This is a genomic window from Pectobacterium carotovorum, assembly GCF_900129615.1.
Taxonomy (GTDB): domain Bacteria; phylum Pseudomonadota; class Gammaproteobacteria; order Enterobacterales; family Enterobacteriaceae; genus Pectobacterium; species Pectobacterium carotovorum.
Map to the genome: position 1 here is coordinate 883,785 of NZ_FQWI01000001.1, position 24,292 is coordinate 908,076.

22 protein-coding genes are annotated in these 24,292 nt (G+C 50.5%); 12 read left to right on the forward strand and 10 right to left on the reverse strand.

Features of this window, described 5'->3' with window-relative positions; all coding sequences use genetic code 11:
• Positions 1–5 precede the first annotated feature (5 nt).
• The 5 genes from fabD to yceD are packed head-to-tail and all read right to left on the reverse strand — an operon-like array spanning position 6 to position 3,697.
• Positions 6–935 carry an ACP S-malonyltransferase gene (fabD, locus tag BUB06_RS03895; RefSeq protein WP_039471543.1) on the reverse strand — a complete coding sequence of 310 codons (930 nt, stop codon included), beginning with the start codon at positions 933–935 and terminating at the stop codon, positions 6–8.
• Positions 936–952: 17 nt separating this feature from the next.
• Positions 953–1,906, reverse strand: a complete 954-nt coding sequence (locus BUB06_RS03900; protein ID WP_010297218.1) for a beta-ketoacyl-ACP synthase III — start codon at positions 1,904–1,906, stop codon at positions 953–955.
• A 6-nt stretch (positions 1,907–1,912) separates the two neighbouring features.
• Positions 1,913–2,959: a phosphate acyltransferase PlsX gene (plsX, locus tag BUB06_RS03905; RefSeq protein ID WP_010297216.1), complete on the reverse strand. Its 1,047-nt coding sequence runs from the start codon at positions 2,957–2,959 to the stop codon at positions 1,913–1,915.
• A gap of 29 nt (positions 2,960–2,988) precedes the next feature.
• Positions 2,989–3,159 carry a 50S ribosomal protein L32 gene (rpmF, locus tag BUB06_RS03910; RefSeq protein ID WP_005970518.1) on the reverse strand — a complete coding sequence of 57 codons (171 nt, stop codon included), beginning with the start codon at positions 3,157–3,159 and terminating at the stop codon, positions 2,989–2,991.
• A gap of 16 nt (positions 3,160–3,175) precedes the next feature.
• Entirely contained in the window at positions 3,176–3,697 is a 522-nt protein-coding gene (yceD, locus tag BUB06_RS03915) for a 23S rRNA accumulation protein YceD (protein WP_005970520.1), read from the reverse strand.
• A gap of 140 nt (positions 3,698–3,837) precedes the next feature.
• Here yceD and BUB06_RS03920 point away from each other — a divergent pair, with 140 nt between their 5' ends.
• Complete coding sequence (locus BUB06_RS03920; RefSeq protein ID WP_039471540.1) at positions 3,838–4,422, forward strand: Maf family protein; 585 nt, start codon at positions 3,838–3,840, stop codon at positions 4,420–4,422.
• Positions 4,423–4,501: 79 nt separating this feature from the next.
• Here the strand turns inward: BUB06_RS03920 and rluC are convergent, their stop codons facing one another.
• Positions 4,502–5,458: a 23S rRNA pseudouridine(955/2504/2580) synthase RluC gene (gene rluC, locus BUB06_RS03925; RefSeq protein WP_039471538.1), complete on the reverse strand. Its 957-nt coding sequence runs from the start codon at positions 5,456–5,458 to the stop codon at positions 4,502–4,504.
• A 594-nt stretch (positions 5,459–6,052) separates the two neighbouring features.
• Between rluC and rne the strand changes: the two genes are divergently transcribed.
• A complete protein-coding gene (gene rne / locus BUB06_RS03930; protein ID WP_039471536.1) occupies positions 6,053–9,406 on the forward strand; it encodes a ribonuclease E in 3,354 nt (1,117 codons plus the stop codon).
• A 62-nt stretch (positions 9,407–9,468) separates the two neighbouring features.
• Here rne and BUB06_RS03935 read toward each other — a convergent pair whose 3' ends face one another.
• Positions 9,469–9,756: a putative quinol monooxygenase gene (locus BUB06_RS03935; RefSeq protein ID WP_010297204.1), complete on the reverse strand. Its 288-nt coding sequence runs from the start codon at positions 9,754–9,756 to the stop codon at positions 9,469–9,471.
• A gap of 184 nt (positions 9,757–9,940) precedes the next feature.
• On the opposite strand from BUB06_RS03935, the gene pyrC reads away from it, so the two are divergent.
• From pyrC to BUB06_RS03965, 6 genes are all read left to right on the forward strand, one after another.
• Complete coding sequence (gene pyrC / locus BUB06_RS03940) at positions 9,941–10,984, forward strand: dihydroorotase (protein ID WP_039471535.1); 1,044 nt, start codon at positions 9,941–9,943, stop codon at positions 10,982–10,984.
• Between the two features lie 106 nt (positions 10,985–11,090).
• Positions 11,091–11,330 (forward strand): DNA damage-inducible protein I, encoded by a 240-nt coding sequence (gene dinI / locus BUB06_RS03945; protein ID WP_010297195.1) that lies wholly within the window; start codon positions 11,091–11,093, stop codon positions 11,328–11,330.
• 88 nt (positions 11,331–11,418) lie between these two features.
• Positions 11,419–11,676, forward strand: coding sequence for a hypothetical protein (locus tag BUB06_RS03950; protein ID WP_010297192.1), 258 nt, complete (start codon positions 11,419–11,421; stop codon positions 11,674–11,676).
• A gap of 233 nt (positions 11,677–11,909) precedes the next feature.
• Positions 11,910–12,164, forward strand: a complete 255-nt coding sequence (gene bssS / locus BUB06_RS03955; protein WP_039471533.1) for a biofilm formation regulator BssS — start codon at positions 11,910–11,912, stop codon at positions 12,162–12,164.
• Positions 12,165–12,624: 460 nt separating this feature from the next.
• On the forward strand, positions 12,625–13,179 hold the full coding sequence (locus BUB06_RS03960) for a cytochrome b (protein WP_039471531.1): 555 nt from the start codon (positions 12,625–12,627) through the stop codon (positions 13,177–13,179).
• A 29-nt stretch (positions 13,180–13,208) separates the two neighbouring features.
• The gene (locus BUB06_RS03965) at positions 13,209–13,784 is read left to right on the forward strand and encodes a YceI family protein (protein WP_161503050.1); all 576 of its coding nucleotides are present in this window, start codon (positions 13,209–13,211) and stop codon (positions 13,782–13,784) included.
• Between the two features lie 73 nt (positions 13,785–13,857).
• On the opposite strand, the gene trhO is transcribed toward BUB06_RS03965, so the two are convergent.
• Complete coding sequence (gene trhO, locus BUB06_RS03970; protein WP_010297181.1) at positions 13,858–14,925, reverse strand: oxygen-dependent tRNA uridine(34) hydroxylase TrhO; 1,068 nt, start codon at positions 14,923–14,925, stop codon at positions 13,858–13,860.
• Positions 14,926–15,160: 235 nt separating this feature from the next.
• Between trhO and BUB06_RS03975 the strand changes: the two genes are divergently transcribed.
• Together BUB06_RS03975 and BUB06_RS03980 are read left to right on the forward strand one after the other, a co-directional pair.
• A complete protein-coding gene (locus tag BUB06_RS03975) occupies positions 15,161–16,255 on the forward strand; it encodes an NADH:flavin oxidoreductase/NADH oxidase (protein WP_039471529.1) in 1,095 nt (364 codons plus the stop codon).
• Between the two features lie 261 nt (positions 16,256–16,516).
• A complete protein-coding gene (locus tag BUB06_RS03980; protein ID WP_039471952.1) occupies positions 16,517–17,437 on the forward strand; it encodes a Kdo(2)-lipid IV(A) acyltransferase in 921 nt (306 codons plus the stop codon).
• Between the two features lie 119 nt (positions 17,438–17,556).
• Here the strand turns inward: BUB06_RS03980 and mdoH are convergent, their stop codons facing one another.
• Together mdoH and BUB06_RS03990 are read right to left on the reverse strand one after the other, a co-directional pair.
• Positions 17,557–20,136: a glucans biosynthesis glucosyltransferase MdoH gene (gene mdoH, locus BUB06_RS03985; protein ID WP_039471527.1), complete on the reverse strand. Its 2,580-nt coding sequence runs from the start codon at positions 20,134–20,136 to the stop codon at positions 17,557–17,559.
• On the reverse strand, positions 20,129–21,631 hold the full coding sequence (locus BUB06_RS03990; protein ID WP_117590829.1) for a glucan biosynthesis protein G: 1,503 nt from the start codon (positions 21,629–21,631) through the stop codon (positions 20,129–20,131). Before BUB06_RS03990 ends, mdoH begins: the two co-directional genes overlap by 8 nt.
• Before the next feature lie 443 nt (positions 21,632–22,074).
• On the opposite strand from BUB06_RS03990, the gene BUB06_RS03995 reads away from it, so the two are divergent.
• Positions 22,075–22,569, forward strand: coding sequence for a DUF2946 domain-containing protein (locus BUB06_RS03995; RefSeq protein WP_072012986.1), 495 nt, complete (start codon positions 22,075–22,077; stop codon positions 22,567–22,569).
• A 102-nt stretch (positions 22,570–22,671) separates the two neighbouring features.
• Entirely contained in the window at positions 22,672–24,195 is a 1,524-nt protein-coding gene (locus BUB06_RS04000) for a PepSY-associated TM helix domain-containing protein (protein WP_039471523.1), read from the forward strand.
• Positions 24,196–24,292: the final 97 nt, after the last annotated feature.

Genomic DNA, 24,292 nt, shown 5'->3' on the forward strand with positions numbered 1-24,292 from the left:
CGTTCTTATTTCTCAATCGCCGCTGATAGAGAAGCAGGATCGTTCACCGCAGCTGCTGTCAGGGTATCGACGATTCGTTTGGTTAAGCCAGTCAATACTTTACCCGGCCCGACTTCTAACAGCGACTCAATGCCCTGAGAAGCCATAAATTCAACACAGTCAGTCCAGCGCACCGGGCAATGAAGCTGGCGCACCAGCGCATCGCGAATGGCTTCCGGCGTGGTTTCGATGCGTGCATCAACATTATTGACAACGGGGATGACCGGAGAATTAAACGTCACGGATTCCAGCGCAACAGCAAGTTTCTTCGCTGCTGGTTCCATCAATGCACAGTGTGACGGTACACTGACAGGCAGCGGCAGCGCACGCTTCGCACCCGCCGCTTTACACGCAGCACCCGCACGCTCAACGGCATCTTTATTGCCCGCAATCACCACCTGACCCGGTGAATTGAAGTTTACCGGAGACACCACTTGCCCCTGCGCGGATTCTTCACACGCTTTGGCAATAGCCTCGTTATCAAGCCCGATAATGGCATACATCGCACCCGTGCCTTCTGGCACGGCTTCCTGCATCAGTTTCCCACGCAGTTCAACCAGACGGACGGCCTGTTGGAAATCCAGAACGCCAGCACAAACCAGTGCAGAATATTCACCGAGGCTATGACCAGACATCAGAGCAGGTGTTTTGCCTCCCTGCTGCTGCCAGACACGCCAGATAGCAACAGAAGCGGTCAGTAACGCAGGCTGAGTCTGCCAGGTTTTATTCAACTCTTCAGCCGGCCCTTGCTGGGTAAGCTGCCACAAGTCATAACCTAACGCTTCAGAAGCCTGAGCAAACGTTTCGGTGACGATCGGGTATTCTGCTGCAAGTTCAGCCAACATCCCTACCGTCTGCGATCCCTGACCGGGAAACACCATTGCAAATTGCGTCATATCACAATCCTGTTTAATTAAAAACGAACCAGCGCGGAACCCCAGGTAAAGCCGCCACCGAAGGCTTCAAGCAGCACCAGTTGCCCTGGTTTAATACGCCCATCGCGTACCGCTTCATCAAGCGCTGAAGGCACAGAGGCTGCGGAGGTATTACCATGACGATCTAGCGTCACAACCACCTTATCCATCCCCATACCCAGCTTTTTCGCCGTGGCGCTGATAATACGCAGGTTAGCCTGATGAGGCACCAGCCAGTCTAATTCACTTTTATCCAGTTGAGCCGCTTGCAGCGTTTCTTCAACGATATGTGCCAGTTCAGTCACTGCCACTTTAAAGACTTCATTACCCGCCATCGTCAGGTAAGCAGGCGTATCCGCGTGGTTACGATCCTGATGCGGCAACGTCAGCAGTTCGCCATAACGACCATCGGCATGCAGATGGGTAGAAAGAATACCCGGTTGCTCTGACGGCGTTAACAGCACGGCACCCGCACCATCACCGAACAGAATCAACGTGCCGCGATCTTCAGGATCCAATGTACGAGACAACGTATCAGAGCCGATCACCAGCGCGTATTTCACCGCACCACTTTTAACATATTGATCGGCAACGCTCAGCGCGTAGGTAAAACCTGCACATGCAGCAGCCAGATCGAAGGCAATCGTATCTTTGATCCCTAGCAGTTGCTGAACCTGACAGGCAGAGCTAGGGAAAGCATGGCTTGATGATGTTGTAGCAACAATCAGAAGACCGACTTCAGAAGGATCGACATTCGCCATTTCCAGCGCTTTCTGCGCGGCACGATATCCCATGGTCGCTACGTTTTCATCCGGCGCGGCAATACGGCGCTCACGGATTCCAGTACGTGTGACGATCCATTCGTCCGTCGTTTCCACCATCTTTTCTAAATCAGCGTTCGTCCTGATTTCTTCAGGCAGGTAGCTGCCCGTTCCGATTATTTTTGTATACATGTACGCTTAATCACTCTTGGGTAATACCGCTTCTAGACGAGCGGCAATCCGCTCGGGAAGCTGCCGCCGTACCGTCTGCATTGCCTGTTCAATAGCAACCGCAAACGCTCTCTGGTTTGCTGCACCATGGCTTTTGATTACAGTTCCCCGTAATCCTAGCAGGCATGCGCCATTATATTGATCGGGATTCAAATGACCGAAACGCTTTGATAAGCGTTTTTGTAACAAACGCCCTAGCCATTTCAACCACCAGGATCGCTTTTGTTTTTGCCCAGGGCCTGAAGCTGGAGATTTCAGCAGTGACAGGAACATCCTTACCACGCCTTCCACCGTTTTCAGTGTGACATTCCCCACAAAGCCGTCACAGACCATCACATCCGTTTTTCCAGTCAGTAGATCGTTGCCTTCCAGATAACCGATGTAATTTATTGATGGTGCCTCTTTTAACTGTGCCGCTGCTTCACGGATAGTGCTCAGCCCTTTGCTTTCTTCTTCACCGATATTCAACAACGCGACCCGAGGATTTGTCAGTCCCAGCACTTCTTCTGCCATCACTGAGCCCATCACGGCAAACTGAACCAGCATCGTGCTGTCACAGTCAACATTCGCCCCCAGATCCAACACGACTGTTTTTCCATGTTGCTGGTGAGGTAATACTGACACCAACGCGGGTCGCTCAATGCCTTCCAGTGGCTTAATCAGGAGCTTGGCAAGCCCCATAAGCGCACCTGTGTTGCCAGCACTTACACAGGCCTGTGCTCTACCGTCTTTAATCAACTCAAGCGCTATGCGCATTGAGGTACCACGGCTCGCACGAATAGCCTGCGACGGCCTCGCATCACTAGCAATAACCGACTCCGCCGGAACAACTTCTAAGCGGGAAAGTAAATCAGAATCGACTTTGGCAAGTAATGGAGTAATCGCAGCAGGATCGCCGACTAATAACAAATTGAGAGCTGGATTAGAAGCCAGTGCCTGCAATGCAGCAGGCACTGTTACGCAGGGACCAAAATCCCCGCCCATCGCATCTAACGCCAGTGTTAGGCGTGTCAAGGTATTGCCTTGCAAATAATTCGCAAGAATTACTTAGCAATGACCTTGCGACCGCGGTAGTAACCATCCGCAGTGATGTGGTGACGCAGGTGAGTTTCGCCAGAAACTTTATCTACGGATACAGAAGCGGTAGTCAGCGCATCATGTGAACGACGCATACCACGTTTGGAACGGCTAGGTTTGTTTTGTTGTACGGCCATGGACCTTACTCCTTAATTACTTACGCTTTAAACTGGCTAATACGGCAAACGGATTTGGTTTTTCCGCCTCTGCAGGCAGTTGACCAAATACCATATCCGCTTCGGACACTTCACAGTGTTCAGAATCATGCACCGGGGCGATAGGCAACATCAGAATAATTTCATCTTCAATCATTGCCAGCAGATCGACTTCGCCAAACTCATCAACGCCGATCGGCTCATACGCTTCCGGTAACGCTTCGGCCTGCTCATCATTGACGACCGGGCTAAAACAGAATGTCGCATGGACTTGATGTTCAAACGGCTTTCCGCAACGCTGACACATCAGTGTGACCGTAACGTCAGCATTACCGTCAATCACCGCCAGACGCTGATTATCAATATTGAAAGATAAAGAGGCCTGAACATCACTATCCACACTCACCACTGATTCGGCAACACGCTCTACTTGTTCAGCCGAATAGATACCAACGTAATCTAAACGCTTCTGAGCAGTGCGGACCGCATCAAGGGTTAAGGGTAATTTTACCTTTTGCATAGGGCGCGCATATTAACGTCGTAACGACATAGAGTCAAAGAAAAAGGCAGTGATGCACCACCTTTCACCAATATTCGCTTCCAGAGCGGCGCACAGTTTAAAATGCCTTTCATCATTACGCTACGGTTTATCAAAAAATTATGCAGCAGATTGTTCTCGCCTCAACCTCGCCTTACCGTCGAGCCTTATTGGAAAAGCTCGCGATCCCTTTTGTTTGCGCATCGCCAGACATCGATGAAACACCTCGCCCCGGCGAAAACGCCGTCGATCTTGTGATCCGTCTTGCTGAAAGCAAAGCGAAAGCGCTGGCCGCGCACTACCCCAATAGCCTGATTATCGGTTCCGATCAGGTTTGCGTGCTGGGGAACGCCATAACAGGAAAACCACATCATAAGGGTAATGCAACACGGCAGTTGCAGCGGGCCAGCGGAAAGTGTGTTTCCTTCTTTACGGGTTTAGCGCTATTCAATAGTGCAACCCAGGAAATGCAGAGCCTCGCAGAGCCATTTGATGTGCATTTCCGTACGTTAACGGAAGCGGAAATTGATGGTTATCTGGAGAAAGAGCAGCCGTGGAACTGCGCGGGCAGCTTTAAAAGCGAAGGATTGGGCATTACCCTCTTTGAACGACTATCCGGGCGCGATCCTAATACGCTCATTGGATTACCCCTGATCGCGCTAACGCAGATGCTACAAAAGGAAGGCGTAAATCCGCTGACGGTGTAAATTGACGGTGTAAAATAAATCGGGATAGCCCGATGAAGCAGCTATCCCGACAGACAAAAGCATGTAGAGGTATACGTGGTTATGCTTTTGTCTTGCGCAGCACCTGCAGACAGCGACGCAGTCCGCTATCCAATGGCGCTTCGACTCTTAGTGTCTCACCCGTGTTCGGATGTTCAAAACGTAGCGCCTGCGCATGCAGGAAGAGGCGTTTTAAGCCCGTGTCCGCCAGTTGCTGATCGAATTCGCGATCGCCGTAACGGTCATCGAACGCTATCGGATGCCCAGCATGTTGGGCGTGTACACGAATTTGATGCGTACGCCCGGTAACAGGGCTCGCCCGCACCAGCGTCGCGTGTTCAAAACGCTCTTCTATTTTAAAGCGCGTTTCTGATGGTTTACCGTCGCTGTTTACTCGTACGATACGTTCACCGCTTTGCAGGATATTTTTCAACAGCGGTGCCTGAACAACTTTGCAGTGAGACTGCCACTGGCCGCGAACCAGCGCCAGATAGTCTTTTTGCATGCCTTTCAGTCGTAGCTGTTCATGCAAAGAACGTAAGGCCGAACGTTTTTTTGCGACCAGCAAAACGCCAGAGGTATCGCGATCGAGGCGGTGTACTAACTCCAGAAAACGCGCTTCCGGACGTAAAGCACGCAACCCTTCAATCACACCGAAGCTCAGACCACTGCCGCCATGCACGGCTGTACCCGAGGGCTTATTCAGAACCAACAGGTAGTCATCTTCATAAATAATGCACTCGGCCAACGCCGCTACTTTGCCAAGACTGGCAGAAACAGGAGTTTCATCGCGTTCTGCCTGTCGAACAGGCGGAATACGGATGACATCGCCATCGAGCAATTTATACTCAGGCTTGACCCGTTTCTTATTTATTCTTACCTCACCTTTTCGCAAGATGCGGTAAACCATGCTTTTAGGCACACCCTTTAAATGGGTATGCAAAAAATTATCGACGCGCTGCCCCGCTTCATCTGCGGAGATCGTCACAAATTGTACTGAAGGATTATCTGTTTTCATGATGCGCGATTCTAAATAGAGCAACCCGATAGCGCCACTTCTTTTTCTGTGCTTAACTGTGTGTCTGACTTATGAAGATATTGTTGCATTGTCAAGTAAGTGGACGGGTGAGTTAGGCTGTAGCATCAAACCCTGTCCGTTTTGGTGATAACAACAGAACTATCTTTATACAGACAGGCAAAGTCACCTTGCTATAACGGTATCAGCAGTGGAATAATGCTTTTGCGTTTCCCACGCGGATTTCCGATAAAACAAGGGGAAATTGCGAAATTATTAAATTTGCCTGATGACGCACACACGCAGCAATGGCGTAAGACGTAATGTGAAATCAAGCAGTTAGCGGGCTGCGGATTGCAGCTTGGCCGGCAAATGGAATCAGATCTGGCGACATAATTCAGAAGCTGTTCCCTCAGTAAATGCGCTGTTTTCCATCAGGAAACACAGGCTACCGAAACATGCGTCTCTATGCAGGCGACAACCGGGAGGTTGACGTCCCTGCGATAAGCCACGAGGCCATCGGTTCACTCCGGTCATGCGGTTCTTTTGTCCGCAGCTCTATCAATAATGCAAGTAAAAATAACGAGTAAGTTGAAGATGAAAAGAATGTTAATTAACGCAACTCAGCAGGAAGAGTTGCGTGTTGCCTTGGTTGATGGTCAACGACTGTATGATTTGGATATTGAAAGTCCGGGTCATGAGCAGAAGAAAGCAAATATCTACAAAGGTAAAATCACTCGCATCGAACCTAGTCTTGAAGCGGCTTTTGTTGATTACGGCGCTGAAAGACACGGTTTCCTCCCTCTTAAAGAAATCGCCCGCGAATACTTCCCTAACAACTATTCCTCCCACGGTCGTCCTAACATCAAAGACGTGTTACGTGAAGGTCAGGAAGTCATTGTTCAGGTAGACAAAGAAGAGCGTGGCAACAAAGGCGCAGCACTGACCACCTTTATCAGTCTGGCAGGCAGCTATCTGGTCTTAATGCCAAATAACCCTCGTGCGGGCGGTATTTCACGCCGAATCGAAGGTGACGATCGTACCGAGCTCAAAGAAGCGTTGGGATCGTTGCAACTGCCCGATGGCATGGGGCTTATTGTTCGTACCGCTGGTGTGGGTAAATCCGCTGAAGCACTGCAATGGGATTTGGCGTTCCGTCTGAAACACTGGGACGCGATCAAAAAAGCTGCCGAAGGCCGCCCTGCACCGTTCCTGATCCATCAGGAAAGTAATGTGATCGTCCGCGCTTTCCGCGACTATCTGCGCCCAGACATTGGCGAAATCCTGATCGACAACCCAAAAATTCTCGATCTGGCGAAAGAACATATTTCTGCGCTGGGTCGCCCTGACTTCAGTAGCAAAATCAAATTGTACAGTGGTGAAATTCCGCTTTTCAGCCACTATCAGATCGAATCGCAGATCGAATCAGCTTTCCAGCGTGAAGTTCGCCTGCCGTCCGGCGGCTCTATCGTTATCGATACGACAGAAGCGCTGACAGCAATCGATATCAACTCCGCCCGTGCGACGCGCGGTGGTGACATCGAAGAAACTGCGTTCAATACCAACCTTGAAGCCGCAGACGAAATTGCCCGCCAGTTGCGCCTGCGTGACCTCGGTGGCCTGATCGTTATCGACTTTATCGATATGACTCCGGTTCGTCACCAGCGTGAAGTTGAAAACCGTCTGCGTGACTCCGTGCGTCAGGATCGTGCACGTATTCAGATCGGTCGGATTTCCCGCTTCGGTCTGCTGGAGATGTCGCGTCAACGTCTGAGCCCTTCACTGGGTGAATCCAGCCACCACGTCTGCCCACGCTGTAGCGGCACAGGCACGATTCGTGACAATGAATCACTTTCACTGTCTATTCTTCGTCTGATTGAAGAAGAAGCGCTGAAAGAAAATACCAAAGAAGTCCACGCGATTGTTCCGGTCCAGATTGCATCTTATCTGCTGAACGAGAAGCGTGACGCCGTTAACGCCATTGAGAAACGTCAAGGCGGCGTGCGCGCGATCATCGTGCCACACGACGGTATGCAGACACCGCACTACTCCGTTGTTCGCGTCCGTAAAGGCGAAGAGAAACCAACGCTCAGCTATTTGCTGCCTCAGCGTTTGGAAACGGAAACGCAGCAGCTGCAAGACGAACAAACGATCGAGCGTAAACAGCCTGAGCAACCCGCTTTAGCAACGTTTAGCATGGCTGAAATGCCAGAGGAAACCGCACCATCGATTGCCAAAGCAGCGCCTGCGGCGGCGAAACCTGCGGAAGTCGCTCAGCCGGGCCTCGTTAGCCGTTTGTTCAGCGCCTTAAAAAGCGTCTTTGCTTCCGAGCCTGCGGCAAAAGCAGCGGATAGCGTTGACGATCAGAAGGCCGAAGAAGAGAAATCCACTGAAGGTCAGCGCCCTGAACGCCGGAACTCACGCCGTCAGGGTAATAATCGCCGCGATCGTGGCTCTCGTGACAATCGTGACAATCGTGACAATCGTGACAATCGTGAACAGCGTGATGATCAGCGCCGTAATAAGCGACAAAACGAGGACGCGGTTACTGACACCCGGTCAGCGGAAAATGCGGAAAAATCCAGTTCGGAAGAACAGCTGCGTCGCGAACCACGTGCTGAACGTCAGCGTCGTCGTCAAGATGATCGTCGTCAGGCTCCGGCTGAGGCAAAAGCACAGCCAGTTATTGATGATTCCGATGACAATGCGGCTGAGGACAAACCGACTCAGGTTATGCCGCGTCGCCAGCGCCGTCAGTTGACGCAGAAAGTACGCGTTCAGTCTGATGCGCAACAAGATACCCTCTCCGATAGCACAGCGTCTGTCGCGGCCCCATCTGAGCAGGTTCAATCTTACGTCAAGCCAAACGATGCTGCGGTAGACAATAACGAGGTCGATAACGAGCAAAGCGATGCTAATCGTGCCAATGCCGAGAATGGCGGTATGCCGCGTCGTTCACGTCGTTCGCCACGTCATCTTCGCGTCAGCGGCCAGCGCCGTCGCCGCTATCGTGATGAGCGTTACCCATCTCAGTCACCAATGCAGTTGGAATTTGCCGCCGCATCACCGGAAATGGCATCAGGAAAAGTGTGGGTTAGCTATCCTCTTGCACAGCCACAGCAGGTTGAAAGCCAACAGCAGGACGAGAACGTTGCAGCAATTGAAACACCGCTGTTACCTGCCGTTGTCGAAGCCGCAGTGACTGCACAAGCTGACGCAGTGGAATCTAACACGGTTGAAAACGTTGCGATTACTGAAGCGGTAGAAACGGTAGTTCACGAAGAAGCCAAGGTAACCGCAACAGCACAATCTGCAGACGTTATCCAGGATAGCAATGTAGTGGATGTCGAGGTGAGTACCGCAGGCGAAGAAAGCGTCGTCGAGCCAGTTACCGAAAACACCGCTATCGACGATGCTATCGCTGCAGTTGCCGTGAATGCCGTTGAAGAAGCAAAAGCTGCTGATACGGTGGAGACTCAGGCCGCTGAAGAAACCGTTGACGCGGTTACTTCTGAACAAACAGTGGCTGAAAACGTAGCTACCGAAGCAGTCGTAGAAGACAAGCAAGCGGATAGCATCGCTGATGCAACTGAGAAAGCAGATGTGGCAGAACCGGTTTCTGCCCCTGCGGTTTCCGCAGTACAGGAAACCAGCACGCCACAACGCGTTCAGGATGAGCCGGTATCTGCTATCAGCGCACAACCGATTGTGGAAGCGTCTGAATCGAGCGTAACAAAAGCAGCAAGCGTTGCTGGGCAACCTCGTTATAAGCTCCACGCGACAGCGCCTATGACTAAAGCGCCAGCGCCGGCATACCATGCAGAGCCTGCTCGACACAGTGATTGGGTACGTCCGGCCTATCCGTTCTCAGGAAAAGGTTCGGCAGGCGGTCATGCCGCAGTTAACCAGTCAACTGCGCCAGCAACCAAACCTACACCGGTCAGCGAGTAATCCTGATTTCTATAGACAAACACCCGCCAATTGGCGGGTGTTTTTTTATGCACAACTATTTGTTAGCCTAAAAAATTCAATAATTTGATGTCTACACTGTCTGTTTTGCCATCCAGTTCCACCAAGAAGCGTTTAAAGTGCTCACTCTGCTCATGTGATGCCACAGCATCACGATCCTTCCAGCGTTCGAAGAACACAAACGAGCCGGGTTTATCCACGACTTCATGCAGATCATATTGCACATTACCCGCTTCCTGTCGGCTAGGTGATACCACGCGCTTTAGCGTTGCGGTAACATCAGCAATGAACTCAGCCTTTGCCTGAATAGTGGCAACAATACGAATTTCCATATACATCCCTTGTTTATCAATGAAAAGATAATGCTATCAGATGCCAATCCACGGTTAATTTCAAGCATTCATCAACAAACGGATGCATTCAAATAGCTTTACGCTTATCCTTATCCCCCGCCGTATCAGTCCCAAAACCAACCGAAAGACGATGTTTTTCTACTGACCGCCGGAGCGCAATTCCATGACCGCACAGCCCACTATTCTTAAAATCCGTCGCCCTGACGATTGGCACATTCACCTGCGTGACGATCGGATGCTGGAAACCGTTCTCCCCTATACCAGCCGTTTCTTTGGCCGTGCGATTGTTATGCCTAACCTGACGCCGCCGATTACCAGCGTAGCCAGCGCTATCGCATATCGTCAGCGTATTTTAGCCGCGGTCCCGCAGGGTGATGATTTTCATCCGCTGATGACGTGCTACCTGACCGATGCGCTTGATGCCAACGAAGTCGTGAGTGGCTTTGAGCAAGGTGTCTTTACCGCAGCCAAACTCTATCCAGCCAATGCGACAACGAACTCCAGCCATGGGGTCACCAGCGTCGCCAATATTTCTGGCATTCTGGAACAAATGCAGAAAATTGGCATGCCGTTACTCATCCACGGTGAAGTTACCGACTCTGCCGTTGATATTTTCGATCGGGAAGCGCGCTTCATCGAAACCGTGCTGGAACCATTACGGAAACAGTTCCCTGAGCTGAAGGTCGTCCTTGAGCACATTACGACGAAAGAAGCCGCGCAGTATGTTGTTGAAGGTAATGATTATCTCGCCGCAACCATTACACCGCAGCATCTGATGTTTAACCGTAATCATATGCTGGTTGGTGGCGTTCGCCCTCACCTATATTGCCTTCCCATATTAAAACGCAATACGCATCAGCAAGCGCTACGTGAAGCGGTTGCTAGCGGCTGTGACCGACTTTTCCTCGGCACTGACTCCGCGCCCCATGCAAAACACAGAAAAGAGTCCAGCTGCGGCTGTGCCGGTGTGTTCAATGCTCAGGCGGCATTAAGTACCTACGCCACCGTTTTTGAAGAAATGAACGCGCTGGATAAACTCGAAGCATTCTGCTCCCTGAACGGCCCACGTTTTTATGGCCTGCCGGTGAACGACAGCTGGATTGAGCTTCATCGTGAAACCGTCACATTCCCCGAAGAAATCGCTCTCGGCGACGAATCGCTAATCCCCTTCCTCGCCGGACAAAGCCTCAACTGGTCAGTCCGTTAATCGACAAGCCCATCCGCATTATGCCGATGGGCTAAATTTTATTGCGTGTCTTGTTCTCCGCTTGCAATAACTGTATAAATAAACAGTTTAAAATTTGGAGGTCAGCATGCGCGTAGAAATCACTCTTGCAAAGACAACGCCTTTACCCGCCGGTGCAGTCGACGCACTCAGGCATGAGCTGGAAAAGCGTATTCACAAAATTTATCCCGACACACCCATTCAGGTTCGTTATGCGTCCGCAAATAACCTGACAGTCATGGGGGCTGGCAAAGAGGACAAAGATCGTATCTCTGAAATCTTGCAGGAAACGTGGGAAAGCGCCGACGACTGGTTTACCGCAGAGTAATCTAAAGCTTGAAAAATAACGAAGATATAGGCTGTAATGGCAGTTTAAAGCGGCAATTCGCCATGTGCTATGACCGAGGGTATCTGTTATGACGGTAGAAAAACCAGAAGAGGCAATGACATTCGGGGAACTGCTGGAGCTGATTGGCGAGCAACAACGCAAGATCGACGCTCTGGAACTTGCCTTTTCGTCCCTAGCATTCTGCCTTGATGAAAAAGCAAACAAGCTGATGATTCACAATCTGGCACTCGAATCTCAAAATGAGAATCGGGATCCAGCGATGAAGAAATACCTTGCCCGACTTGCTGCCGCATTGGAGAAAAATGCAGGATTTGGCGTGGAATAATGCTCTGCCGTCCCTGTTAACAACACCTTCGGGATGAAAATTTATTCGTCCCGATATTTCATCTGAACATCCCTTAGCCATACCTGCCTGTGTAATATTTTTTACGAAAAATTGAAAATATTTCCCATAAATTAAATAAGCAGCAGTATACTGATGATGTTCATTTAAAAAAAATGAACTACCTGAAGCCTCATTAGTCACTCATGTTAGTAACTAGTCAATAAGGGGTATTTATGGATAGAAAAAATGAAGTTATTCAGACACATCCTCTTGTAGGTTGGGACATCAGCACCGTTGACAGTTATGACGCCATGATGATCCGTTTGCACTACTTATCCACCTCGGACCAAGCACCAGATGAAGCACATGTAGACCGGACGCTTTGGCTAACAACCGATGTTGCAAGGCAACTGATACACATACTCGAAGCCGGTATTGCAAAAATCGAATCAACAGACTGTGACACCAGTGATTATCGGAAACATTAGTAATTGATAACGTTATTAATATTATATTCAATACCCATTGATTTTCTTAAAAAATAACAACACCGCCAATAGGGCGGTGTTGTTATTTTAGGGTTATTCTCATTTCTTTTCATATCCGTCAATAAATTAATTCGTGCCTATCTGTTTTTATACTATCACCGCCCTGATACTAATAATCACCCGCTACATCATTATTCAACTAATAGAGTCCCTTTCCAGTGCCATTAATTTATTTCACCGTCGTCTTTATTCATCTTTCGCCTGAAAACAGGCATTAGAAATATCTATTTCTAGTAAAGAACTTCCATAACCAAACTGAATAAATTATGAATTTAAATTCAAAAAAATTGCTCATGTTTATGATAATGTTGCAATTTGAAAGTTTATATTGATTTTATGTTTCTTCCTGTTAAATTTCGCCGAATTGACTGCGTTACCGATCTGATAAGGAGTTATCACCATGCTTTGGCGTAATACCTCTTCTCGTTATGGCCATATCAGCATTCTTTTGCACTGGATTGCAGCGTTAACCGTTTATGGCATGTTCGCTTTAGGACTGTGGATGGTCACATTAGGGTACTACAATATTTGGTATCACCGTGCCCCAGAGATTCACAAAGCCATTGGCGTGTTGTTCTTTGCCATCTTAATTTTTCGCGTGGTGTGGCGTTTTATCTCCCCACCGCCTCCGCCGTTGAAAAGCTATTCCACATTAACCCGCGTCAGCGCGACGCTGGCTCATATTGCGCTTTATGTCATTCTTTTCGCCATTCTCATTAGTGGATATCTCATTTCCACTGCCGAAGGGCATTCCATCTCAGTTTTTGGCTGGTTTTCTATTCCGGCCATTGTCAGCGGCTTGACGGATCAGGCCGATATAGCAGGCGACGTGCATCTTTATCTTGCATGGGCGGTGGTTGCCTTATCAGCGCTGCACGGTTTAGCCGCATTAAAACACCACTTTATCGATGGTGATAACACGTTGAAACGGATGTTGGGTCGCAACGTTCCTTAACTTTCTGGATTTATGGAGAAATACCAATGCTGAAGAAAACACTACTGAGCCTGACCGCAGTATCCATGCTTGCCTCTGCCGGTTCTGCACTGGCGGCAGAATACAAGTTCGATAAAGAAGGCCAGCACGCGTTTATCGAATTCCGCATTAAACACCTCGGTTACAGCTGGCTTTACGGCAGCTTTAACGACTTCGATGGTGCCTTTACCTTTGATGAGAAAAACCCATCAGCAGATAAAGTGAATGTCACTATCAACACCAACAGCGTTGACACTAACCACGCTGAACGTGACAAGCACCTTCGCAGTGCAGAATTTTTAAACGTTACCAAGCATCCGCAGGCAACGTTTACGTCCACTGAAGTGAAGAAAGACGGCGAAGATTACGATATTACCGGCAACCTGACCTTAAATGGCGTTACCAAGCCCGTTAAGCTGGATGCCAAACTCATCGGTCAGGGTGATGACCCGTGGGGTAACTATCGTGCAGGTTTTCAAGCCGAAGGCACTATCAAGCTGAAAGACTTCAACATCACGACGGATTTGGGTCCAGCTTCACAGGATGTAGAACTGATTATTGCCGTTGAAGGCGTTCGCCAGAAATAAGGCGGCACCACGTATCAACACTACACAGCCCTTTCCATTGGAAAGGGCTTTTTATTGCATGATGAGCCGTTCGCTATTCAGCCTTATCTTTCGCTACGGGTGCAGGAATGTGCAATGTTGACTGCAACAATCCTTTGGATTTATTGAAGATTTTCATCCCATTTTCACGCCCGCTGCGTATCGCCCTTTGCTCTTCGAGTGGCAACTTCGTTTCATCCTGACACTGCGTACTGCAACAGCCTTCGTACTTTGCGGCACAGCTCGGACATTGGATAAAAAGAAGATGGCACCCTTCATTACGGCAGTTAGTGTGACTATCACACGATGCTCCGCACTGATGGCAATGCGCGATAACGTCATCAGAGATACGCTCTCCCATCCGTTCATCAAACACGAAATTCTTGCCGATAAACTTCAGCGGTAAACCCTGAGCTTTAGCCTGACGCGTATACTCGATAATGCCGCCCTCGACGTGATACACGTTCTTAAAGCCGTGATGCAGCATGTAAGCGCTGGCCTTCTCGCAACGGATACCGCCGGTGCAGTACATGACAATATTTTTATCACGCACCTCGTCCAGCATTTCAACCGCCATCGGTAGCTGCTCACGAAACGTATCCGATGGGACTTCCAGCGCATTCTCGAAATGCCCGACTTCGTATTCGTAATGATTACGCATATCAACAAACACGGTATCAGGATCGTCAGCCATCGCATTGACCTGATCGGCTTTCAGATATTGCCCGACATTCGCCGGGTTAAAAGTAGGATCGTCAATGCCATCGGCAACAATCCGTTCGCGTACTTTCATACGCAACACCCAGAACGATTTCCCGTCATCTTCCAAAGCGATGTTTAAGCGAATCTGATCGAGTGCCGGATGCGCACTGAACAATGCAGCTTTAAAGGCATCGAACTGATTATTGGGTACGCTGATTTGGGCGTTAATCCCTTCAGTGGCAATATAAATACGCCCGAAGACCTTATATTGCTCAAGCTGAATATACAGGCAATCGCGAAAGGCTTTTGGATCGTCAATCGTAAAATATTTATAGAAGGAAACTGTGGTACGCGGCTCGGTTTCCGCAAGCATGCGCGCCTTCAGTTCCTCATTAGAAATTCGGTTATGTAACACTGGCATGGTGTACGTTCCTGTCTTCATTGAGGTTAGCGTGTGACGTTCAATATCAAGCTATCGCTCGATACATCGAATCGCCCGGCATCATACCTGATAGCGCTGAGGCTGTCAGGGCATGAAATGAATAGCGCAACGAGAAAGAGTGATCTACCGTAAACCTATGACCTTACCGTAACCCCATGACCTCTGGGATTCATTTTTGCTTTCATGAAGTATCATCATCGAAGGATCTGTCATTATGAGTCAGCTTTTCTCCCCCGTATCGCTTGGTAAACTCGAACTGCCCAACCGAATCATCATTGCCCCCATGTGTCAGTATTCAGCTGAGGACGGCAAGGCGACAGCCTGGCATACGATGCATTTAGGTAACCTGTCACATTCTGGCGCTGGGCTGCTCATTATCGAAGCTACCGCAGTTTCGCCAGAAGGTCGGATTTCCCCGCACGACCTTGGTTTATGGGATGACGCGACAGAGCAGGCTCTTGCTGGCGCGATTCACGCAGTCAAAACCTATTCTGACATGCCCCTCGGCATACAGTTGGGGCACGCGGGTCGCAAAGCCTCAACGGGCGTTCCGTGGAGCGGACGGGCATTTCTGCATCCAGAACAGGGAGGATGGCAGACTATCGCGCCATCGGCTGTTCCTTACAACGCCAGTGATGCGACACCACAGGCCATGTCAGAACCGCAAATCCGTACGCTAATTGACGCGTTCGTTGACTCAGCTAAACGTGCGGATCGTCTGGGCTTTGATCTGATAGAGATTCACGCTGCCCACGGCTATTTACTGCACCAGTTCCTTTCACCGCTGACAAACCAGCGCACGGATGGCTATGGCGGTTCGCTTCAAAATCGGATGCGTCTGGTCATTGAAATTTACCGTGCGATACGCGACGTTTTCCCTGAACATAAAGCCGTTGGTGTGCGCATTTCTGCGACAGATGGTGTGGAAGGCGGCTGGGATCTGGAACAGTCCGTACAGCTCAGTAAAGCACTGCACGAATTGGGCTGCGATTTCATCCATGTATCCAGTGGCGGGCTATCACCGTTACAACAGATTCATCCTGCGCCTAATTATCAGGTGCCGTATGCGCAGCGGATTAAGCAAGAGGTGGGTATTACAACCATCGCCGTTGGATTGATAACCGAGCCGGAACAGGCAGAAGCGATCGTTGCAACCGGTGAGGCAGACGCTATCGGGCTGGCTCGCGCGATACTCTTCGACCCTCGCTGGCCGTGGCATGCGGCCGCCAGGCTAGGCGCACAGGTCTCCGTCCCAGCACAGTACTGGCGTAGTGAACCACGCTACGCCAGAGGTATTTTCAAACAGTAACGGTGAATACGATGTGTCAGGCGATCCTATCTGGGTCGCCGCTTCCCTCTCTCACCACGCCCTATGCCACCAAAAGTCAAAAACCATTCTCTGGAGATGGTACGATTACTGCCGCTTTCTGTATAAAAATCAGTCAATAAGACGGCAATAGTTTGTTTTATTGGCAAAGCACCGCAATAATCTATCTTGCAGCTAATCATTAACTCGATTCTTTTTAACGGTTCGCGTGCTGACCAGCACCAAAATATTGATACTGAGGCCATGACACAAATCCCTTCTTTTAATCGTTCATTGCTACATCCGCGCTACTGGCTCACCTGGTTGGGCATCGGCATCCTGTACCTTATCGTTTTGCTGCCCTACCCCGTTATTTATCGTATCGGTACCGCGCTTGGCTATCTTGCTATGCGTCTGCTGCCAAAACGCGTCAAGATCGCCGCCCGCAACCTTGAGCTGTGTTTTCCTGACATGCCACAGGCTGAGCGTGATGTATTAATCAGGAAGAATTTCGAATCGGTCGGCATGGGCGTAGTTGAAACGGGTATGGCCTGGTTTTGGCCGAATTGGCGTCTCGAACGCTGGTTTACGGTAACAGGCCTTGAGCATATACGCCCTGAGAACGAACGGGAGCAAGGCGTATTGCTTATCGGGCTGCATTTTTTAACTCTGGAGCTCGGTGCACGCGTTTTTGGTATGCACAATCCGGGGATCGGCGTCTATCGTCCGAATGATAACAAGCTGATTGACTGGTTACAGACATGGGGAAGAATGCGGTCCAATAAATCCATGCTGGACCGAAAAGATCTGAAGGGCATGATTCGTGCTCTCAAGCAGGGCGACATTATCTGGTATGCCCCAGATCATGATTATGGCCCACGCAGCAGCGTATTCGCGCCTCTGTTTGCCGTAGAGAAAGCCGCGACAACCCGCGGTAGCTACATGCTGATAAAAACGGCACGCCCGGCGGTCATCCCTTTTGTGCCTCGCCGACTGCCTGACGGCAAAGGCTATGAACTACTGATCCAGCCCGCGGAACAGGGTGCGCCTGTAGATAATGAAACCGTGACCGCCGCCTGGATGAACAAGGTTGTTGAACAGAACATTCTGCTCGCACTGGATCAATACATGTGGCTGCATCGCCGTTTTAAAACGCGCCCGGAAGGCGAACCATCTCTTTATTAACGAATGCACTCCTGTAGTTTCAGGAACTGCGACACCTTATGACAGACGAAAAAAAAGCAACGGCGATTGATTGCCGTTGCTTTATCTTTCACACCACTAATTTTCTACACTACAAGCAGTTAGCTTTTGATATGAGGTGCGGGAAGTTTCTGATAAGACTCAACCCACGCAGCATAAGTTTCCGGCTTTTGCCACACATGGTAGTGCAGGCGCGATATCGTAACGGGATCGCTAAGCAATGCCAGACGCTGATTATTGCTCACCTCTTCCGGCTTGCGATTCAAAGCATCACGCACATTCTGCTCACGTACGTCTTCAATTGCTCGGCTGAAGCGATGGCGCGCCGTCGCCATTGCACTGGCAAGGGCGTTAATTGACGGATCAAAGACAGCCTGCATAAACCCGTTATCAAGTCTACGCTGGTGGTTCAACCGGCAATATTCATCCGTAGCGACCAGTTCGCGCGGCGGATTAAACTCTTCCGGTATCATCAACAGCTTGGCACGCTTACAACCCAGACCCAATGACGCGCGGCTCGAATAAACCGAAACGAACGGCGACAAAATCAGCGAGAAGACAATCGGAGCCAGCCACCACAGGAAGCGCAGATCCAGCCATGCCATGCCAATCGCCCAGACCAGACCCAGAATCAACTGAGAACCGTGGCGCACAAACGCCTCACTCCACGGGGTCGCATCGTCATCACGCTGTGGAGAATTCCACTGTACCGACCAGCCGAGAAACGCACTGACAACAAATACCGTGTGGAACAGCATTCGAACCGGTGCCAACAGAACCGAGAACAGCATTTCCAGCAACAGAGAAAGGAATACCCGGACAGCGCCGCCGTACTCTTTTGCCCCTTTCGCCCATACCAGAATCACACTCAACAGTTTTGGCAAGAACAGCAAGACCAATGTCGTCGAGAAGAGCGCGATAGCCAGTTCCGGCCGCCACTGTGGCCAGACGGGGAACAACTGTCGAGGCTGCAAGAAGTACTGTGGTTCCATCAGCGTATGCACAACCTGTAAGGCTGTAGAGAGCACCAGGAACATAAACCACAGCGGTGCAGACAGATAAGACATCACACCAGTAAGGAAAACGGCACGGTGAACCGGATGCATACCTTTAACCAGGAACAACCGGAAATTCATCAGGTTACCATGGCACCAGCGGCGGTCACGTTTCAATTCATCCAGCAGGTTAGGCGGCAGCTCTTCATAGCTTCCAGGCAGATCGTATGCGATCCACACGCCCCATCCCGCACGACGCATCAGAGCTGCTTCAACGAAGTCGTGGGACAGAATCGCACCAGCGAACGAGCCTTCACCCGGCAGCGGTGCTAAAGCACAGTGCTCGATGAACGGTTTAACGCGGATAATCGCGTTATGCCCCCAGTAATGCGACTCACCCAACTGCCAAAAATGCAGGCCGGCGGTGAACAGCGGTCCATAGACACGCGTTGCAAACTGCTGGCAGCGTGCATACAGCGTATCCATGCCAGAGGCTTTCGGCGAGGACTGGATGATGCCGGCGTTCGGATTCGCTTCCATCAGTCTGACCAGAGACGTCAGACATTCACCGCTCATCACGCTATCGGCATCCAGAATCACCATATAGCTGTATTGGTTGCCCCAACGGCGGCAGAAATCGTCGATATTACCGCTCTTACGTTTGACGCGACGACGACGACGGCGATAGAAGATACGCCCTGCTCCGCCAACATCACGGCACAGCTCCATCCAGGCTTTTTGCTCTGCTATGCATATATTGGGATCGTTACTGTCGCTCAGGACGTAAATATCGAAATGCTCAAGGTTGCCCGTCGCTTCAACCGATTCATACGTCGCCCGCAATCCCGCAAACACGCGTTCTACGTCTTCGTTACAAATCGGCATGATTAACGCCGTGCGATGCTCGGGATTCAGCGCCTCATTACCCACCGTCGTGGAAGAGATACTGTATTTGTCTCGACCAATCAGCAGTTGCAGGAACCCCATCAAGGCGGTCCAGAACCCGGCCGACACCCAACAGAACAGCACCGCAAACAGAACGAGTATGCCGCTTTGCAACACATAAGGCAGCAGTTGCATCACCGAGCGCGTCCACGGCTGACCTGCCATTTCAAACGGATCGATCAGCGCCCATCCCTGATAAGGGAGGATGGTTTTCATGTACCAGGTTGCGATCGCCGTCTGGAACAGCGTCAACGCCAGCAGAATATAGCGGCGAATTGTCCCCACCAGACGCCAGCGGTTTTCGGAAATTTTCTCTTCCGGGCTGTAATGAGGACGAGGCGGCACGGTACGGCCCAGCAGACTTTCCCACCAGCGGATCAGTGGGTTCGTCCGCCAGACATCAGGGAACATGGAAGCGCGCGTAATGACAGGCATTGCTTTTAATGCCGTGCGCCCTTCTCTGTCTGTGCCGAGCTGCTTACCGTTGTCCAGACCATCAGCCCAGGCCATTTCAAGACGAGCCTGCACGGAATGCAGTGCAACATCGTCTTCTGCCTGAACATTGACCTGGCGACCTTCAGACTGGTTATCTTCAGACTGGCTGCCTTCAGACAAAGCCTGATGCAAAACGGCCTGATCGTTCCAGGCCGCTTGCGGTAATTTTTCGCGAAGAACCTCTGCCTGCGGAGCAGGCAGAGGAAGTTTCTCAATATAATCGAGAGAAGAAGTTGACTTATTCATTAGCAGGTAGCTGATTGCTCCAGGTTTCAGTCAATGTCGTCTCGCCATTAACCAACGCAGCTCTCATTTCAGTCGGCTGTTTCGCATCCTTCACACGCAAACGCAGCGTCAGACGCCAGCCATGAGTTACCGGGTTATAGCGAACATTATTTTCTACAATCTCGCCGTTGTCGCCAATGCTGACCTGAGACGCTACCGGAGCGTTCTCATCCAGTTCTTTTAAATTCGGCCCAATGAAGTCCACAATATAAGCGATCGTGCCGTCAGGCTGGCGGATCAGGTTAGATTGTTTGACATCACCGGCAGAACGGCGGGTCTGTTGAACATAGGCAACATTCGGGGAATGCAGTTGATCTTCGTCGCGCGTAAAGTGCAGACGATATTTAATATCCAGCGGTTTGCCCGTTTCTGGCAACACATCAGGTGTCCAGAAGGCAACGATATTGTCGTTGGTTTCATCCGCGGTAGGGATTTCAACCAGTTCAACTTTTCCTTTGCCCCACTCGCCTTTTGGCTCAACCCAACCGCTTGGACGCAGATCGTAACGATCGTCAAGATCTTCGTAGGCGGCGAAATCACGGCCACGCTGCAGCAGACCAAACCCTTTCGGATTTTCTACCGCATAAGTACTCACGGACAGGTGCTTAGGATTATTCAGCGGACGCCAAATCCATTCGCCATTACCGGCATGAATTGACAGACCGTTAGAGTCGTTAAGCGCTGGACGGTAGTTCAGCGTTGGCGACGGCTGGTTCGGCCCAAACAGATACATACTGGTCAGCGGAGCGATACCCAGTTTGCCCACTTTATCGCGCAGGAAGACTTTAGCCTGAACGTCTACGACGCTGTCACGCCCCGGGTAAACGGTAAAACGGTAAGCCCCTGCGGCACGTGGCGAATCCAACAGCGCATAAATCACCAAATGTTTATCATTTGGTTTTGGACGTTCAATCCAGAACTCACGGAAACGCGGGAATTCTTCACCAGAAGGCAACGCCGTATCGATAGCCAGACCACGGGCGGACAAGCCATAAATCTGGCCTTTACCTACCACACGGAAATAGCTGGCACCCAGCATGCTGACAATTTCATCGTTCTTATCTGCTTTATTGATCGGATAGAGAACTTTAAAACCGGCAAAGCCGAGATTTTTAACGGCTTCAGGATCGTGATTAACGGAACCAAAATCAAAGTACTCAGGAGAGTATTTAATCTCATCAACCGTTGTTGCCGTGACTTCATTAATTCTCACCGGGGTATCGAAATACATCCCCTGATGGTAAAACTGGAGCTTGAAAGGCGTCTGTACATTATTCCAGTATGACTTATCGTTATTGAAACGAATTTGCTGATAGTCCGCAAATTTCATATCACGAAATTGCGCAGGAAGATTACTTTTCGGCGCTTCAAAACCCTTTTGTGCCAGCTTTTCAGCCTGCTGTGCCACATCATCAATAGAAAATGCCCAAGCAGGCACTGCGCTTACAGACAGCATAATGGCGGCGGACAGCCAGCGAAGGCTAGCAACCCGCTGTTTAAACCCAAATTTATTATCCAGCACAGCTCCCCCTGTTGGTGTGCTTCAATCAACTAAAATCCATATTAATGGATAAGTTAGCTTTCCTACAACTTGATAAAGATATTGTTCATCATAATAGGTCAGCGTTTAAACAACGAGAACGCTAAAGCATGATAAACCGGGTTGTCAAAATGGAAAACAGCCACGGACTATAGCGAATATCACCCCGCACGTGCGTAGGATTATTCCGTTTACGCCCGAGCAATTTCATGACGTGTCATTGATAGAAATCAGAACAGATAGCGACAGCACTTCACATGTCACTTGCAGTATGCCAGGTATAAACATTTGTGTAACAATGCAGGGACAAGTAAAGTACACTCCTTGGCTGAACCCGGTATTGTTGAATTAAGACTGCTATGCTTTTGTCCGCGCTACGACGGCGAAGTTTCCCAGCCTGGGTCGGCATCTTCGCTATTTTGACCATCTTCATTGCCCCAGTGATTTCACAAACACTGGTGCTTCATGGGGCCCATGCTCATGAAGAGGGTACAAGCACGCCTGGTTCTACTGCACATAGTTCTATTACTGCACATACAACCAGCGCGCATGATACAGCAGCGTCCGACAGACACAGCAGCAGTATAGCCGAACCGCATCATAATCATACCGGACATGAGATGTCCGGGCATCACGCGACGCCATCACACCATTCTTCGCCGTCCATGATGATGGATCATGCTGCTTGCGGTTACTGCGTACTCTTTTCGTATACGCCAGCGCTGTTCGCAACAGGCTCTCCCAATCCCATACTGACGACTCCCTTATCGGAAGCGCTGGTTATTCATTTTATTTCCCGCATTGTCCTTCCTGAACGTTATGCTTCTCCTGTAGTCCGCGCCCCGCCTTTCTGAATCACGCATCATCCTGCTCATGTGCATTTATAACGCATCGCGCTATACCCTTTCAGGTGTGGCGTTTGATCATTTCTTTGCTAAGTGATTTCAGAGGGGTCTATGTCACACCCTAATCAGGCATCAGCCACTGCTGCCGCCTCCGGCTCACGCCCAGCCGGAGAAGCGGCATCGGATAAACACGCGATGGATAACGTATCGCCACGTGCTGCGATCGTTGCCCTGTTCATCCGGCTTCATTTCTATATCGGTATTTTTGTCGGTCCTTTTATTTTTGTCGCTGCTCTGACAGGGACGCTGTATGTCCTGACACCGCAGATTGAAAACCGGCTGTATTCACACCAGCTTTTCACCGAGAGTCAGGGCACGCCACATTCTCTGTCTGAGCAAATCCATGCTGCACAGGCGGGGCTCGCTCACCGTCAGGATGCAAAACTGCTTGCGATACGCCCTGCGCCTGCTGCGGGAGAAACCACCCGCGTCATGTTTGCCTTGCCGGAATTGGGGCCATCGGAAAGCCGCGCCGTTTTCATCGATCCTGTTTCGCTGGAAAATCGCGGCAGTGAAATTGTTTACGGCACCAGCGGCATCCTGCCATTCCGTACCTGGCTTGATTACCTGCACCGCGGGCTGCTGTTAGGCGATGTCGGGCGTAATTACAGCGAGCTGGCAGCATCCTGGCTATGGGTCGCAGCACTGGGCGGCATTGTCATCTGGTGGTCAACCCGACATCTGTCGTCAGCGACCAAACGGCGGAAGTTAAAAAATAGCCAGACGACGACAGCCAAGACGCAGCGTTTACGCCACTGGCACGCCACGATGGGGCTGACTCTTGTGCTTGGGTTGCTCTTTTTCTCCGTAACGGGGTTAACCTGGTCGCAATGGGCGGGAAGCAACATTTCTGTCGCGCGTACTGCGTTAGGGTGGCAGACCCCATCGGTGAACACACAGTTGCCCACACCGATGTCCCATCACGACATGATGCACGGTCACGATATGGCGATGACTACGGATGAGCACGCTGAACACCATGCGTCGATGCCAATAGAGGATGTCGAAGCCGCTTCACCAGCGTTATTTGATGAAGTGCTGGCTGCCGCACGCGATGCTGGGATTGATGCCAATAAAATCGAAATCCGCCCTGCCACCAAGCCGCATCGTGCCTGGAGCGTCACTGAGATCGATCGTTCTTGGCCAACGCAGGTTGATGCCGTGTCGGTAAACCCAGATACGCTGGAGATTGTAGACAAAACCGATTTCAACACCTTCCCGCTTGCCGCCAAGCTCACCCGCTGGGGAGTGGATGCCCACATGGGGGTGTTATTCGGTTTACCAAACCAACTCATCCTCGCGGCGTTTGGTCTTGGGCTCTGTGCGATGATTGTGTGGGGTTATCGGATGTGGTGGATACGTCGTCCAAAATCTCGCCATGACGCTAATCCGGTTAACACGCTGACCGCGACATTATTACTGGTCCCAGTCGTTCACCGTGTGTTGATTGCGCTTATTACGCTGCTGCTGGCAGTGAGCTTGCCCGTCATGGGGATCAGCCTGCTCATCTTCCTGCTGATTGACGTTGTTCGGTGGTATATGAATCACCCCAAGCAAACTATCGCTAAAAGCTGATTACCATACTGTCATCATTGCTCGACACGCCAATAGAAAAACCGCCATTGTGCTACACAATTTGTGCACACAATGGCGGTCAGTCAGCTATATAAGG